This is a genomic window from Solwaraspora sp. WMMD937 (assembly GCF_029581175.1).
GTDB lineage: Bacteria > Actinomycetota > Actinomycetes > Mycobacteriales > Micromonosporaceae > Micromonospora_E.
Window position 1 is genome coordinate 4,590,985 of sequence record NZ_CP120738.1, and the last position, 15,034, is coordinate 4,606,018.

Genomic DNA, 15,034 nt, shown 5'->3' on the forward strand with positions numbered 1-15,034 from the left:
GGTCACCTGCTCTGGCCGGCCATCTCGGCGCCGGCCGGATCCGCTCCGGCCGGCGCGGATCCGGTACCGGGCGCGGCGGACCGCGGCCTGCCGAGCCGGCGGGCACCGACGACGGCGGCGACGCCCAGCAGGAACGGCACCAGCAGCGCGACGCCGCTGAACAGCAGCACCACGCTCATCACGGCGGCGGCCAGGACCGCGCCCCACCAGACCGCGGTGCCGCGTGGCAGCAGCCGGACGCCGGCCACCAAACCCGCGACCGTCACCGCGATGAAACAGGCCGACGCGGCGAGCATCACCGTGGCCAGCGTGGCTCCGGTGGCCAGCGCGACCACGCACACCAGCGCGCTGAGCGCGAAGAGCAGGGCCAGGCTGCGGCGCGGCACCTCGCCCGGCTGGTGCCCACGGGCCAGGGCGGACGGCAGCGCGCCGTCGCGGGCCAGGGCGGCACCCAGCCGGGAGGCACCGGCCAGGTACGCGTTCATCGTGCCGAACGTCAGCAGCATCGCCATCACCGCGGTGATCATCGACGCGGCCGAGCCGAGCCCGTGGTGCAGCAACTGCGTCAGCGGGGCCTCGGAGCCCGCCAGACGCGGGCCGAGCACCAGCACACAGGTCAGCGCCAGGCCCAGGTAGAGCACCCCGACCACCACCAGCGTCGTAGCGGTGACCCGGGGCAGGTCCCGACGGGGGTCACGGAACTCGCCGGAGAGATGGGTGACCGCTTCCCATCCGGCGAAGCTGAAGAACAGCAGGCTCGCCGCCTGACCGACGGCCAGCCAGCCGTGCGGCGCGAAGGGCTCGAGGTTGGCGGCACGGGCGGACGGTAGCGCGGTCACCACCGCGACCGTCAGCAGGACCGCGAGCAACCCGACCAGGACGAGTTGCACCCCGCCGGAGACCTTGAGCCCGGCCGCGTTGCTGCCGAACGCCGCCAGCAGCAGCCCAGCGGCGACGGCCAGCGCCAGACCCTGGCCGCCGCCGAGCGCGTAGGAGACGTACTGGCCGCCGACGAACGCGGTGGCCGGGGCGCCGGCGGGCAGCGCGAAGTAGAACCAGTACCCGACCGCGGCGGACGCCCGTGGCCCGAACGCACGGGCCACGAACGTCGCCACGCCGCCGCTGTCCGGGTAGCGGACGCCGAGCGCGGCGAAACTCATCGCCACGGGTATGCAGAACAGCAGCAGGATCAGCCAGGCGAGCAGCGAGGCAGGTCCCGCCGCGCTCGCCGCCAGGGCGGGCAACGCCAGGATGCCGGCCCCGAGGATGGCTCCGACGTAGATGGCGGTCCCCTGCGCCAGACCGATACGATGCGTGCTCATCATCGACTCCTTACGCTCGCGGCGAGGGGCTGGCGCTCGTCGCACGCCGCGAGCGCGTCCCACACCGCCGTCTCGTTGAGGCCCAGTTCGTCCAGGACCTGCTGGTGGCTGCCGCCGTGACTGGGCCACCGCACGCCGGCGTCGACCGAACGGACCACCTGCCCGGGCAGCAGCAGGGCCAGCGTCGAGGCGGTGCCGCCGGACGCCCGGTGTTCCTCCACGACGACGAACCTGTCGTAGCGCCGGGCCAGTTCCCGCGCCGCCAGGGTGAGGTGGGCCCGGTCGAGCAGGCACAGGTGGGCGTGCGGCAGTTCGGGGCGGGCCCGCCGTACGGCCAGGCACAACTCGGTGCCGACCTCGCCGGCGGAGACCAGGCAGGTGCGCTGCGCCGTGGCGCCGGTGTCATCCCACAGCACCACCGGCGGCTCGTCGCCGGTGAAGGGCAGGCTCTCCGGGGCGGCGTTGCGGCCGGTGCGGATGTAGTGCGGGGCGCCGGTGCGCGCCGCGCGGCGGACGACGGCCCGCATCTCACGTTCGCCGTACGGGGCCGCCACGGTGATCCCCGGCATGGCGCAGAGCACGGCGAGGTCCTCGAGGCAGTGGTGGGTGGTGCCGAACCAGGCTCCGGAGACACCCGCGTACGGGGCGACGACGGTGATGCCGGCACCGTAGTAGCCCATCGCGAGTTTGATGCTCTCGGCGGCGCGCAGCGCGGCGAACGGCGCGAACGTGGACACGAACGGCTGGTAGCCGGCGGCGGCCAGTCCCGCCGCCATGTCGATCATGGCGCCTTCGGCGATGCCGACGTTGAAGAACCGGTCCGGGAAGGCCTGCGCGAACGGATGGCCACGACCGCCGAGGTCGGCCTCCAGGCACACGATGCGTTCGTTCTCGGCGGCGAGGCGGGTCAATTCGTCGCGGTACGCGGCGCGGCCGGGAAGGGTCATCGCACGAGCTCCTTCCAGGTCGCGGCCCGGGCCGCGTCGATCGTCACGTAGTGGGCCGCGGCCTTGCCCTCGATCGGCTTGAGCCCTTTGCCTTTGACCGTGCGGGCGACGACGGCCAGCGGCCGTCCGGTGCTCGGGCGCCGCGGTGTGAACACCTGCCGCAGCGCGTCGAGGTCGTGCCCGTCCACCTCGCAGGTGTCGAACCCGAACGCGGCGAACCGGTCGGCCAGCCGGGGCAGTGGTGAGATCGTCGCCACCGGCCCGTCGTTCTGGCCGCCGTTGCGGTCGACCACCACGATCAGGTTGCCGACCTGCTGGGCGGCCGCCACCTGGCAGGACTCCCAGACCAGGCCCTCCTGCAGTTCGCCGTCACCGGCGACGGCGATGGCGAGCCCACCGGCCCGGTCGAGCCGGCGGCTGAGCGCCCAGCCCAGCGCGTACGGCACGCCGTGGCCGAGGCTGCCGGTGGGGAACCGCACCCCGGGCACGGCATGCCCGGGGTGGCCGGTGAAGTGGGCGTCGGCGGTACCGTAGTGCGGCACCGGGTTCTGCGGGAGCAGGCCGCTGACGTGCAGCGCCGCGTACAGGCCGGCGGCGGCGTGGCCCTTGCTGAGCACCACCTCGGTGCCGTCGTCGGCGCTGATCTTCCGGTCGAGGGCGGCGATGAGGATGTCCAGCACGGACAGGCTGCCGCCGAGGTGGCAGCCGGTCGGGGACGCCGCCATGTCGATCACCATCCGGCGGGCGGCGCGGGACCGCTGCGCCAGGTCGTCGGCGCCGGTCCGGGCCGGCGCGGCCGGGCAGAGCGTCACGGTCACCGGGCACCTCCGGGTCGCTGTTCGCCCTCAGCCGTGCTGAGGGCGAAGAACGCGGTCACCGCCTCGTCCAGCACGGCCCGGGCCCGTCGGTACTCGGCGGCGTCGATGTGTTCGTCGCGGGTGTGGTCGAGGGTGGAGTCACCCGGACCGTAGGCCACCATCGGGACGTCGCGCCACGTGGTGGCAAGTGTGTTCATATCGGAGGTTCCCTTCTTGAGCAAGAACCTGGGCCGGCTGCCGCCCCGGGCGATGGCGCGCCCGAACACCTTCGCCAGGCCGCTGGTGCGGGAGCCGGCGTATCCGGGGGTGGCCCGCAGGAACTCGATCCGGACCCCGTCGCCCGCAGCCTCGCCGGCGACGGCGCGCAGGGCGTCCAGGTCGGCGCCCGGCGGCACCCGGAAGTTGAGGACCGCCGTCGCGTACTGGCTGGTGGCGTCGGCGTCGCAGCGCAGGTCGATGACCGCACTGAGCGCGTCGTCGGCCTCCTTGACCACGGCGGTACGGATCCGGTCCAGCGCCCCGGCGAGCCGGTCGGGGGCGGAGACCGCCTGGAATCCCGCCGAGTGACCACTGGGCACGGCCGCGGTCACCCGCAGTTTGAACAGGCCGAAGTAGCCCAGCGTCAGGGCGCCGGAGCCGCTCGGCTCGCCGACCACGACCGCGTCCGCCGGGTAGTGGTCGCGCACGTGGAACGCGCCCCGTGACGAGGACACCTCCTCCTCGACGGCGCCGACGACGCGCAGGCGCCAGCCGTCGGGGACGTCGGTGCCCGCCAGCACGTCCAGGAACGCGGTCAGGGAGGCCTTCGCGTCCACCGTTCCGCGTCCGTGCAGGACCGCCGGGTCGTCGCCGCTCCAGCGCACCGGCCAGGTGAAGGGCACGGTGTCGAGATGGCCGAGCAGCAGCAGTGTCCGGGGTCCGTCGCCGCGCTCGGCGACCAGGTTGCCCACCTCGTCGACCCGGGCGGTCAGGCCCCGGTCGCGGCACCAGCCGGCCAGGTAGGCGGCCAGTTCGTGCTCGTCGTGGGAGACCGACGGGATCTGCGCGGCGTGGCTGAGCAGGCGCAGGTCCCCGGCGGGTTCCTCGGTGGCCCAGAACCGGGTCCAGCCGCGGTCGTCGACCATCGTGTGCGGCCCGGTGATGGCCACGTGCGCGGTACCGCGCAGCGCCAGCTCCGCGGCGCGCACCTTCTGCCGCATCCGCCCGGTGGCGTACCGGCCGCAGTCGCCGGCGACCGCGTCGCGGACGGTCGAGGTCGGGTCAGCCGGGTCGCTCAACACGCCCGGGGTGCCGGTGACCAGCCGCAGGTGGTCGGCGTCGAGCGCGTTGGCGAGGGTCGCGGCCAGCACGTCGGCGTCGACGTTGAGCTCGGCGCCACCGGCGGCGTCACGGACCGGAGGGCTCAGGCAGACCACGTCGTACGCGTCGAGCAGGGTGGTGAGCCGCACCGCGTCGACGCCGGACACGGTACCCGCCCGGTGGTCGTGGACGATCCTGGGGCGGCCGTCGCGGACCACCCGCAGCGGCCGGTTGGCGGTGCCGGTCACCAGCGCGGCGTCGGCGGCGACGCAGGCGTGCACCGCGAGGCCGTGCGCCGCCAGGCCCGCCTCCACCGCCGGCAGGGTGATCTGCCGGTAGGCGGCGACGATGTGCGGCATCTCCGTCGGCGGGCAGTACCGGACGGTGTCGCCGTTGCCGAGGGTGAGCTGCGGCATGTCTCGGCCCGCCGAGCGGTAGTACCGCTCGATGCCTTCGGCTCCGCCGGCCACCATGAGTACCCGGGCACCGCGCGCCCGGATCGCCGCGATCTCGGCGAAGACGCCGGGGTGCAGCAGAGTGCTGCTGCCGATCTTGATGACGTACAGCGACCGGCGGCTCATGGCGTCACCGCCGTGAACGGCAGGGCCAGGGACTGTTCGAAGCCGTACAGCAGGTTCAGCGTCTGCACGGCCTGGCCGGACGCGCCCTTGAGCAGGTTGTCCAGCGCGGCGACCGCGACGTACTCGTCGTCGCGCACGCTCACCGCGACCTCCGCGACGTTGCTGCCCACCACGCTCTTGAGCATCGGGAAGTCCCCCGGGCTCTTCGGCGCGGTGCGTGCCCGCACGAACGGGGTCCGGGCGTACGCCGTGCCGTAGGCCCGTTTGACCTGCAGCGCGGACACGCCGGGGCGCAGCCGCCCGTACGCGGTGACCACGATGCCGCGGGCGACGTCGAGGCTGTAGGTGGAGAACCGCAGCCGGGGCGGCTCGTCGGCGACCGCGCCGAGCGCCTGGGTGATCTCCGGCGCGTGCCGGTGGCCGTACGGCTTGTGGACCCGGAAGTTGCCGATCCGGTCGGCGGGGTGTTCGCTGGACCGGCTGCCGCTGCCACTGGCGCCGGTCTTCGCGTCCACGACGACGTCGCCGACGGACAGCCCGGCGGCGACCAGCGGCCGCAGGGCGTACAAGGTGGTGGCGGCCATGCAACCGGGCAGGTTGATGAACCGGTCCCCGACCGACGGTTCGTCGAACTCCGGGACGACGTACCGGAACGGTTCGGTCCACGCCTGCGACTCGGGGTAGTGCGCGGCTGCCTGCGCCGGGTCGGTGAGGCGGAAGTCCCCGGCCAGGTTGATCACCCGCTGGGCCCGCTCGGCCAGCTTGGGCATCTGGGCGGGCAGGGCACCGCCGGGTAGGCAGCCGAACGCCACGTCGACCTCGTCGACCGCGTCGACGGGCTGGAACCGCAGCCCGGCCGCGCGGGGATGATTGCGTACCCCGGCGAGCACCGACGTGATCGGCCGGCCGGTGTGCCGTTCGCTGGACAGGTAGGTCAGTTCCACGTGCGGGTGGTCCAGCAGCAGCCGGACCAGTTCGGCGCCGGTGTAGCCGCTGGCGCCCAGGACCGCGACCCGCACTGCGCCGCGCTCAGCCAAGACGGGCCGCCTTCTCGTAGGGCCGCCGGTACTCACGCTCGGCGACGAGCTTGCGGATGGCATCGGGGCGGGCCGCGACCTTGCGGAACGCGTCGGCGTACCGGATCACCCGCTCGTACTCGACCGGCGAGCGCAGCTCCCGGCAGAGCACGACGGTGCTCTCCAACATCGACACGACGTTCGGGAAGTCGGTGGGTTCGTGGTCGCGGACCGCGTCCGGGTTCAGCGTGAACGGGTACCCGTTGCCGAACCCGGCGCGGTGCCGGAACGGAAGGTGGCACGGGATCGGCGTGTTCTGCCACTCGCGGGCCGGGACACCCTCGGCGGTGAGTAGCTCGTGCACCGCCTCCTTGACGGCCCACACCGGCAGGTCGTCGAGGCCGACCGCGGCCGGGGCGAGCCCGATACGGTACATGTTGTAGGCGTGGGTGTGCCCGTCGGGCACGTAGGGGGCGGTGAACAGGCCGGTCTCGCCGAGCGCACCGGCCAGCAGTGCGGCGTTGCGGGCCCGGACCGCGTCGTAGTACGGCAGCCGTTTGAGCTGGCTCGCCCCGAACGCCGCCGCCACCCAGGACATCCGGTAGTCGATGCCGGTGCGCTCCAGGAACTCCGTCGCCCGGGCGTAGGCGGCGTCGGAGCCGAAGAACGCGATGCCGCCCTCGCCGCCCAGCGGGAAGTTCTTGTCCGCCATCAGGCTCTGTCCGGCGGCGTCACCGAGCGAACCGCACATCCGTTCGCCGATCCGCGCCGAGTGCGCGTGGGACGCGTCCTCCACCAGGGCCAGGCCGTGCCGCTGGCACACCTGGCGCAGCGCCGCCACGTCGGCCGGCAGCCCGTGCACGTGCACGGGCATGATCGCCCTGGTCCGCCCGGTGACCGCCGCCTCGGCGGCCTGCGGCGACATGCAGTACGTGAGCGGGTCGATGTCGACGAAGACGGGCACGGCCTTCGCGGCGACGACGGCCTGCGCGGTGGCGATGAACGTGAACGCCGGCACGATGACCTCGTCGCCGGGCCGCACCCCGGCACCGATCAGCGCCAGGTGCAGGCTGGAGGTGCCGCTTGCGGTCGGCAGGGCGTGCCGGGCACCGACGTAGCCGCGGTAGTCGTCGGCGAAGTCCGCGACGACCTTGTCCGGGTCGTTGCGCTGCGCCAGCAGCATGGTGAACACGTCCTCCTTGGTGATCACCGGGAAGACGGTGCGGCGCTGCCCGGACGCGATCATCGCCGGGCCGCCGAACTGGGCGAGTTCGGCGTCGACGTCCCGCTGGTCGGGCAACGGGAGCGGGGCCGACGGGAAGTCAGTGATCATCGCTGGGTACCTCCGGTCATTGCGGGCGTACGGGTGCCGGCCTGCATCAGCGCCATCCGGACGCAGGCGGCGACCAGCGGGCTCAGCCGGTAGTTGAACTGGAGACCCGGCGCCAGGCCGGGTTCGGCCTCCTGCTGCGTCCACATGGTGCGCAGGTCGAAGGCTCCGAAGATTTTCAGGCGTTCGGCGCGGGCCCAGATCCGTTCGTCGTCGGTGAGCATCGCCGCCGCCGGGCCGAAGCCGAGGCCGGTCAGGTCCACGGCCAGCGCCGGCGCGGTGCGGTCGCGCGCGGTGGCGGCGAACTCGTCGGCGTTGTCCGGGGTCAGGCTGATCAGGTCGAACGCCGGAGCCGGGCCGTCGGTGGCCCGCACCCCGAGCCAGTCGACGAACGAGGCGGCGGCCGGGTCAAGGCCGGGCAGTACGGCCGCGTCGCCGTGTCCGATGCCCTGCCCGCACAGCGCCGCGTGGATCGCAGCGGTACGGCTGTTGACCAGGACCGCCCGGGACCGGCCGCTGTGCCGGGTCAGCAGCCGTTCCAGTGCCGGTAGTTCCTTGTCGTTCTTCTCGATGCTCATCACCACGCCGCAGGTCAGCACCCGGGTGAGGACGAGCGCGGTATCGAACTGTTCCATCGGGTCTTCCTTTCTGCGGCTGCCCGCGCCGGCCCGGCGCGGGCAGCCGCCGTAGCAATGAGATTCAGGTCAGGCGGCGAGGGTGAGCCCGGAGCGCGCCACCTCGGTCGCGTACGCCACGCAGTGGCCGGCCACGTCCACGCCGTGGATGTCGCAGGAGCGGGCGAACTCGGGGTTCGCGTTGACCTCCAGCACCACCACCGCGCCGGTGGCGCGGTCCTCGATGAGATCCACGCCGTAGAAGCCAGGGCCCAGCGCGGCGACGACGTCGGCGCAGAGCCGGCCGATCTCCGCGTCGATGTCCACGCGTTCCACCTGGGCGCCCAGGTGGGTGTTGGTGCGCCAGTTCTCGCTACGCCGCCGGAACGCGACGACCGGCTGCTCACCCACGACGATGACGCGCAGGTCGTGGCCGGGCTTGTCGACGTGCCGCTGGACCAGCACGGGGAACAGCTTGCCGGCCGCGTCGGCCGACTCCCGGCCGCCGGTCCACGCCTCCAGTTCGCCCTGGTCGGACAGCCGCACCACGCCCCGGCCCCAGGACCCGGACGGTGGTTTCACCACCACCGGCCAGCCGAGTTCCGCCACGGCCTGGCGCACCTGGTCGTGGTTGAACGCGTGCCGGGTCGTCGGATGCGCGATGCCGTGCCGCTCGAACAGCAGCGCCTGCAGGCCCTTGTCGCCGCAGACCTCGATCGCCGCCGCGCTGTTGACGGTGGTGATCCCGGCCCGATCCAGTCGCCGGGCGATGCTCAACGCCTCGCGATGCGACAGGTTCCTGATCAGTGCGACCCGGGGCGGCTCCTCGCGTCCGGAGAGCACCTCGGCGATGTCAGGTGGCAGTGCCGGTCGGGCGGACAGGCCCTGAGCGCGCAGGGCGTCCAGGAGCCGCCGTTCCTCTGGGCGCAGTACCGTTACCGACAGCAGGACGTCGGTAGGCGGGCCACTCATTCGCCCCAGTCCTCCTCCACCTCCGGCGCGATGCAGACCTCGTACACGCCGTCGGCGGCCACGGTCAGTTCGTGCTCCTGGCCGCAGGCCGAGCACTCGATGATCTCGCCCTTCTCGGCGTCGCCGTCGATTGCGAGCGGGCTGTCGCAGACGAGGCAGACCACAGCTTTGTCGGCGATAACCGGCATGACCTCTTTCCCTTCTGTCCTCGGTGGATGTCTGCTTCCGGGGCGGGCCGTCACCCGGTGCCCGGGCATGTCCAAGGTAAGAAGGCCGCCTCCGACGGCGCACTACGGAACCACGAAGCGCCTCGATGAACGGGTGGCCTTCCGCCGGCTCTCGCCGGCGCGGCGCCGGTCAGTCCAGCAGCGCGGGCGTCCAGTCCGCTGCCCGGTCGCCGATGTGCTCGGCGTCGCGGCGCCAGGTCTCGCCGTGGCCGTCGTCGTCGCAGAGTCGGGTCCACGGCACGGAGGTGGTGTCGATGCCGACCGGTCGGGGTGGGCAAAGCGGGTGATCCTGCCGTGCGGCGTCGGCCCGGTCCACCGGATCGTCCCCGTGTGCGACAACTTGACGGGTACCAGAGTTGCGCGCTATAGCTATAAGTAAGTTGAGTCTGTAGGGCTCAACTTGAGGTAGCGAGTAGCGAGAAGCCCGCACCCGTGAGGAGGTCCGACCATGTTGATGCGCACCGACCCGTTCCGGGAGATCGACCGGATCGCCGAGCAGTTCTTCGGCACCACCACCCGTCCGGCCGTCATGCACCTGGACGCCTACCGCGACGGCGACTGGTTCTACGCCGCGTTCGACCTGCCCGGCGTCGACCCGGACAGCATCGAGTGCACCGTGGAACGCAACGTGCTGACGGTGCGCGCCCAGCGCCACCGCCCCTCCGGCGACAAGGTCGAACTCGTCGCCGCCGAACGACCGATGGGCACGTTCACCCGGCAGCTGTTCCTCGGTGACACCCTCGACACCGACAAGCTGGAGGCCGGCTACGAGGCCGGCGTGCTGACCCTGCGGATCCCGGTGGCGGAGCGCGCCAAGCCGCGCCGGGTCTCGATCAGCGTCGGCGACGACGGCCGCCGGCAGCTCAGCAACTGAACCCAGCTGACCGAGTCCCCGCCCGGCGCCGGGCGGGGACTCGTCGTGCCCGGCGGGGGACAAGCCGGGAAAACGCCTCGCGCAGGTGTCGCCGGCCGGGCATCCTGGGAAGATGATCGACCCCCGGTTGACCGGGCACGTCGCGATCGTGACCGGCGCGAACCAGGGCATCGGCGCGGCGATCGCGCTCGCCCTGGCCACCCAGGGCGCCGCGGTGCTCGCCGCGTACCTGCGGATGGACCCGTCCTCCTACGCCGACGATCCGTCTTTTCCCGCCCAGTACGGGCAGGTCCGTGCCCAGGACGCACGCAGCGTCGTCGACCGGATCGTCGCCGCCGGCGGCAAGGCGGTGGCCGTGGAGGCCGACCTGGCGGACCCGGCCGCCCCAGCTCGGCTGTTCGACGAGGCGGCGGCCTCGTTCGGCCCGGTCGACATCCTGGTCAACAACGCCAGCGACTGGCTCAGCGACACGTTCCGGCCGGACAGCCGGGACCGGTTCGGCCGGCCGTTGACCCACGTCGACGCCGGCACCTTCGACCGCCAGTTCGCCGTCGACGCCCGCGCCCCGGCGCTGCTGATCGCCGAGTTCGCCCGCCGGCATCTGGCCCGCAAGGCCAGCTGGGGGCGGATCGTCGGATTGACCTCCGGCGGCCCGCACGGCTTTCCCGAGGAGGTGTCGTACGGGGCGGCCAAGGCCGCACAGGAGAACTACACCATGTCGGCCGCCGCCGAACTCGCCCCGTACGGAGTGACCGCGAACATCGTGCAGCCGCCGGTCACCGACACCGGCTGGGTGACGCCGGAGGTGGAGAAGCAGATCACCGGTTCGAGCCCGCTGAGCCGTATCGCCCGCCCGGAGGACGTCGCCGAGGTCGTCACCCTGCTGGCCTCGCACCAGGCCCGTTACGTGACCGGCCAGATCGTCCGGATGTCCTGACCACGTCGCGCGGACCGGCCGGCCGAGGTCACGAACAGCGCGGAAAGATCACGAACGGCGTTTCGGCGTCGTCGGTGACGCCGGCTTTGGCATCCTGCTGCGATGCGTCGCCCCACCACCCCCGGTCTCGTCCCCCGGCCGGTCGACCGCGGCCTGCCCGCCGCCACCGCCCCCGTCGACTTCACCGAGGCGTGGCTGCGTAACCGTCGGCTGTCCGAGCACACCCGGGCCGCGTACCGCCGGGACGTGACCGGCTGGTTGTCGTGGTGCACCGCCACCGGGCTCGACCCGCTGCAGGCGTCGTTCCTGGACGTCAACGCCTACGCCCGGACGTTGGAGGCCACCGTCGATCCGCGCAGCGGCCGGCTGCTGACCCCGGCGACGGTGGCCCGCAAACTGTCCGCCATGTCCAGCTGGTACGCGTTCCTGGTGCGGCTGCGGGCGGTACCGGCCAACCCGGTGACCGACGCGGACCGGCCGCGGATCGACCGGGACCATTCGGCGACCGTCGGGTTGAGCCCCGACCAGGTCGACGCGTTGTTCGCGGCGGCCCGCGCCGACACCGGGGCGAGCGGTGCGCGCAACCTCGCCGTGCTGGCGTTGCTGGCCGACCTGGGGCTGCGTGTCGGTGAACTGGTCAGCCTCGACGTCGCCGACGTCGGCGACGAGCGGGGGCACCGCAGCGTCCGGTTCGTCGGCAAGGGTGGCCGGGCCCGCCGCCGGGCGCTGGCGCCGGACACGGCGGCGGTGCTCGACGCGTACCTGGCCGTCCGGGCCCGGGCCGCCGGTGTCGCGGCCGATGCGCTCGACGGCCCGCTGCTGGCCACCGCCAGCGGCGCGCGGCTGGACCGGCACGCCGTGTTCCGGCTGGTCCGGCGGCTGGCCCGGGCCGCCGGTCTGCCGGCGTGCGACCGGCTGTCGCCGCACTCGCTGCGGCATGCGTTCGCCACCACCGCCCGCGCCGAAGGGGTGCCGCTGGAGGACGTGCAGGACGCGATGGGTCACGCCGATCCGCGGACCACCCGTCGGTACGACCGGGACCGGTACAACCTGGACCGGGATCCGGCGTACCGGATCGCGGCGGCGCGGGCGGCCCGCGTCGCCGGGCCCGGCTGAGCGTCTCACCGGATCCGGCAGGTCACCGTTGCCGCTGCTGGTCGTCGTGGCCGCGCAGCGAACCGGCGTGGGCGCGGGCGGTCGGGTCGCGGTGGACCTTGACCAGGCTGGCGACGACGGTGACGGTGAGGATCACCAGGATCAGCCCCAGCGACACCGGGGTCTGCACCTCGGGGACCCGGTCGTCGAGGGTGTGGCCCCAGTGCAGCACCAGCTTGACGCCGATCAGCGCCAGTACCAGCGCCAACCCGGTGGACAGGTAGACCAGCCGGTCCAGCAGGCCTTTCACCAGGAAGAACAGGGCCCGCAGCCCGATCAGGGCGAAGGCGTTGGCGACGAAGACGATGTACGGCTGCTGGGTGACACCGAACACGGCGGGGATCGAGTCGAGGGCGAACAGCAGGTCGGTGCTGCCGATCGCGACCAGCACGATGAACAGTGGGGTGACGACACGGCGACCGTCGAGGCGGGTGACGAGCCGCCCGTCGACGTAGTCAGGTGTCACCGGCAGCACCCGGCGGGTGGCGCGGACCAGCACGTTGTCGTCGACCTGCGGGTCCTCGTTGCGGTGCCGGAACAGCTGCACGGCGGTGAAGATCAGCAGCAGGCCGAAGACCAGGAACATGAAGGAAAACAGGTTCAGCAGGGTGGCGCCGGCGGCGATGAAGATCGCCCGCATGACCAGCGCGGCGATGATGCCGAAGGTGAGCACCTTGTGCTGGTGCTCCTCGGGAACGGCGAAGGTGCTGATGATGATGACGAAGACGAACAGGTTGTCGACGGACAGGCTCTTCTCCACCAGGTAGCCGGCGAAGTACTCGGTGCCGTAGTCGCCGCCGGCCCAGGCCATGAACACCAGGCCGAACACGACGGCGACCGCGACGTAGAACACCGACCAGGCGACCGCCTCTCCGAAGCCGACGGCGTGCGGTCGGATCGCGGCGACCGCCAGGTCGAGGGCGAGCAGCGCGATGATGACGACGATCGTGACGGCCCACACGCCCGGGCCGATCTCCAGCGAACCCATGTCAGAGATCGTGCACCCGTCGGCGGCGTCGCGCGCGTCGACACACGGCATTGGTGGACAATCCGGGACGTTGCGCTACCATGCCCGGCAGCTGCGACTCAGTCCCGGCTGAGCAGTTCGACTACCCGACAGTGACCTGTGGTGGGTTTCGCTGGCAGCGTGACGGCCTTCCGCGTCGTAGCGCCGGCCGGCACAGTGGTGGTATGCGACTGCTGATGTTGGGCGGCACCGGGTTCGTCGGCCGGTGTGTCGTCGAGGACGCGCTGGCGCGCGGCTGGGCGGTCACCCTGCTGCACCGCGGCCACCGGCCGGCGCCGGCCGGCGCGCAGGTGATCGTCGGCGACCGGACGGCCACCGACGGTCTCGCCGCGCTGCGTACCGGTGACTGGGACCTGGCCGTCGACACCTGGGCCGGCGCACCGTCGGCGGTCCGCGACGCGGCACGGCTGCTACGCGACCGGGTCGGCCACTACACGTACGTGTCGAGCCGGTCGGTGTACGCGTACCCGCCGCCGGCCGGGCTCGACGAAACCGGGCCGGTGGTCGACGGGTCCGCCGACGACGGCGGCGACGTCCCCTACGCCCGCACCAAACGCGGCGGTGAACTCGCCGCGCTCGCCGCCTTCGGTGATCGGGTGCTGCTGGCCCGGGCCGGGCTGATCCTCGGCCCGTACGAGGACGTCGGCCGGCTGCCGTGGTGGCTGCACCGCGTCGCCCGGGGCGGCGACGTGCCCGCACCCGGGCCACCCGACCTGCCGCTGCAGTACGTCGACGCCCGGGACCTGGCGGCCTGGCTGCTCGACGCGGCCGCAGCCGGGCTGTCCGGGCCGTGCAACGTGGTCAGCCGGCCCGGCCACACCACGATCGGGGAGCTGCTGGCGGCCTGTGTGCGGGTAACCGGCTCGGCCGCCCGGCTGCGCTGGGTCGACCCGGCGGCGGTGGCCGCCGCCGGGGTCGCGCCCTGGACCGAGCTGCCGGTCTGGCTGCCGCCGGGCGAGCTGCACGATGCGCTGCACCGTGGTGACGTGTCCCGGGCACTGTCCGCCGGACTGCGCTGCCGGCCGGTGGCCGAGACCGTCGCCGACACCTGGACCTGGTTGGCCAGCGTGGATCACCGCCCGGCGCTGCGTACCGACCTGCCGCCGCTGGGGCTCGGCGCGGCTCAGGAGGCGGCGCTGCTCGCCGCCGCCGAAGCCGCCGACCAACCCCCTCCGCCGGTTGCGGCGGTCGGCTAGCCGGGTCCCTGACGTGGTCGGCTAGCCGGGTCCGAGGTCCCCGGTTCGGTGGTGCCGCCGGCACAGCACCTGGTACCGCACCTCGGAGTGGTCGACGGTGTCACCGATCACCACCTGCTCGCCGTGGCGGGCCACCACACCGTCGACCACGCGGGCGTTGAGCAGGCCCTGCCGGCCGCACCAGCAGAGCACCTCGACCTGGATACGGCACACCTCGTCGGCGATCTCGAACAGCCGTTGCGCGGCCGGGAACAGCACCGACCGGAAGTCGCTGGCCAGCCCGAAAGCGAACACGTCGACGTCGTAGCCGTCGACGAGGTCGGCCATCTGCCCGACCTGGTCGACGGTGTAGAAACACGCCTCGTCGCAGATCAGGTAATCGACCCGGGTGCCGTCCGCCCAGCGGCCACGCACCAGCGCCACCAGGTCCAGGTCGTCGGTGACCTCGATCGCCGAGTGGGCCAACCCGATCCGGGTGGTCACCTGCGGCCCCATCGACCGGTCGTTGCGGGTCAGCACCAGACCCCGGCGGCCCTGCCGGGCGTGGTTGTGGTCCATCTGCAGGGCCAGCGTCGACTTGCCGCAGTCCATCGGACCCCAGAAGAACTTCAACGCCGCCCCGTGCCGTAGCCGTCCGTCACCGGCGGCCAGGCAGGCGGTCGCCAACGCGGACTGGTCGCCGCCGGCCGGCCCGGCTGTCCTCGGCTGACTGTCGTCGG

15 protein-coding genes are annotated in these 15,034 nt (G+C 72.9%); 4 read left to right on the top strand and 11 right to left on the bottom strand.

Features of this window, described 5'->3' with window-relative positions; translation table 11 throughout:
- Window positions 1–2: 2 nt before the first annotated feature.
- The 9 genes from O7621_RS20395 to O7621_RS20435 form a co-directional block, all read right to left on the bottom strand.
- Window positions 3–1,322, bottom strand: coding sequence for an amino acid permease (locus tag O7621_RS20395; protein ID WP_282230719.1), 1,320 nt, complete (start codon window positions 1,320–1,322; stop codon window positions 3–5).
- The gene (locus O7621_RS20400) at window positions 1,322–2,269 is read right to left on the bottom strand and encodes a transketolase (RefSeq protein ID WP_282230720.1); all 948 of its coding nucleotides are present in this window, start codon (window positions 2,267–2,269) and stop codon (window positions 1,322–1,324) included. The genes O7621_RS20395 and O7621_RS20400 overlap by 1 nt, the downstream gene beginning before the upstream one ends.
- Window positions 2,266–3,087, bottom strand: a complete 822-nt coding sequence (locus tag O7621_RS20405) for a 1-deoxy-D-xylulose-5-phosphate synthase N-terminal domain-containing protein (protein ID WP_282230721.1) — start codon at window positions 3,085–3,087, stop codon at window positions 2,266–2,268. Before O7621_RS20405 ends, O7621_RS20400 begins: the two co-directional genes overlap by 4 nt.
- Window positions 3,084–4,967, bottom strand: coding sequence for a M20/M25/M40 family metallo-hydrolase (locus O7621_RS20410; protein WP_282230722.1), 1,884 nt, complete (start codon window positions 4,965–4,967; stop codon window positions 3,084–3,086). Before O7621_RS20410 ends, O7621_RS20405 begins: the two co-directional genes overlap by 4 nt.
- Complete coding sequence (argC, locus tag O7621_RS20415; protein WP_282230723.1) at window positions 4,964–6,004, bottom strand: N-acetyl-gamma-glutamyl-phosphate reductase; 1,041 nt, start codon at window positions 6,002–6,004, stop codon at window positions 4,964–4,966. The genes O7621_RS20410 and argC overlap by 4 nt, the downstream gene beginning before the upstream one ends.
- Window positions 5,997–7,316 carry a DegT/DnrJ/EryC1/StrS family aminotransferase gene (locus tag O7621_RS20420; RefSeq protein WP_282230724.1) on the bottom strand — a complete coding sequence of 440 codons (1,320 nt, stop codon included), beginning with the start codon at window positions 7,314–7,316 and terminating at the stop codon, window positions 5,997–5,999. Before O7621_RS20420 ends, argC begins: the two co-directional genes overlap by 8 nt.
- A complete protein-coding gene (locus tag O7621_RS20425) occupies window positions 7,313–7,948 on the bottom strand; it encodes a degT/DnrJ/EryC1/StrS aminotransferase (protein WP_282230725.1) in 636 nt (211 codons plus the stop codon). Before O7621_RS20425 ends, O7621_RS20420 begins: the two co-directional genes overlap by 4 nt.
- 69 nt (window positions 7,949–8,017) lie before the next feature.
- Window positions 8,018–8,899: a RimK family alpha-L-glutamate ligase gene (locus tag O7621_RS20430; RefSeq protein WP_282230726.1), complete on the bottom strand. Its 882-nt coding sequence runs from the start codon at window positions 8,897–8,899 to the stop codon at window positions 8,018–8,020.
- Window positions 8,896–9,087, bottom strand: a complete 192-nt coding sequence (locus O7621_RS20435) for a lysine biosynthesis protein LysW (protein ID WP_282230727.1) — start codon at window positions 9,085–9,087, stop codon at window positions 8,896–8,898. Before O7621_RS20435 ends, O7621_RS20430 begins: the two co-directional genes overlap by 4 nt.
- Before the next feature lie 487 nt (window positions 9,088–9,574).
- On the opposite strand from O7621_RS20435, the gene O7621_RS20440 reads away from it, so the two are divergent.
- The 3 genes from O7621_RS20440 to O7621_RS20450 all read left to right on the top strand — a co-directional run bounded on the left by O7621_RS20440 (window position 9,575) and on the right by O7621_RS20450 (window position 12,053).
- Entirely contained in the window at window positions 9,575–10,000 is a 426-nt protein-coding gene (locus O7621_RS20440; RefSeq protein ID WP_282230728.1) for an Hsp20/alpha crystallin family protein, read from the top strand.
- 112 nt (window positions 10,001–10,112) lie between these two features.
- Window positions 10,113–10,937 (top strand): SDR family oxidoreductase, encoded by an 825-nt coding sequence (locus tag O7621_RS20445; RefSeq protein WP_282230729.1) that lies wholly within the window; start codon window positions 10,113–10,115, stop codon window positions 10,935–10,937.
- Window positions 10,938–11,039: 102 nt separating this feature from the next.
- Window positions 11,040–12,053: a tyrosine-type recombinase/integrase gene (locus tag O7621_RS20450; RefSeq protein WP_282230730.1), complete on the top strand. Its 1,014-nt coding sequence runs from the start codon at window positions 11,040–11,042 to the stop codon at window positions 12,051–12,053.
- Window positions 12,054–12,075: 22 nt separating this feature from the next.
- Here the strand turns inward: O7621_RS20450 and O7621_RS20455 are convergent, their stop codons facing one another.
- Window positions 12,076–13,080, bottom strand: a complete 1,005-nt coding sequence (locus tag O7621_RS20455; protein WP_282230731.1) for a TerC/Alx family metal homeostasis membrane protein — start codon at window positions 13,078–13,080, stop codon at window positions 12,076–12,078.
- A 203-nt stretch (window positions 13,081–13,283) separates the two neighbouring features.
- Between O7621_RS20455 and O7621_RS20460 the strand changes: the two genes are divergently transcribed.
- Window positions 13,284–14,315 (top strand): reductase, encoded by a 1,032-nt coding sequence (locus O7621_RS20460; RefSeq protein WP_282230732.1) that lies wholly within the window; start codon window positions 13,284–13,286, stop codon window positions 14,313–14,315.
- Between the two features lie 21 nt (window positions 14,316–14,336).
- On the opposite strand, the gene O7621_RS20465 is transcribed toward O7621_RS20460, so the two are convergent.
- Complete coding sequence (locus O7621_RS20465) at window positions 14,337–14,981, bottom strand: thymidine kinase (RefSeq protein WP_281555584.1); 645 nt, start codon at window positions 14,979–14,981, stop codon at window positions 14,337–14,339.
- Between the last annotated feature and the right edge of the window lie 53 nt (window positions 14,982–15,034).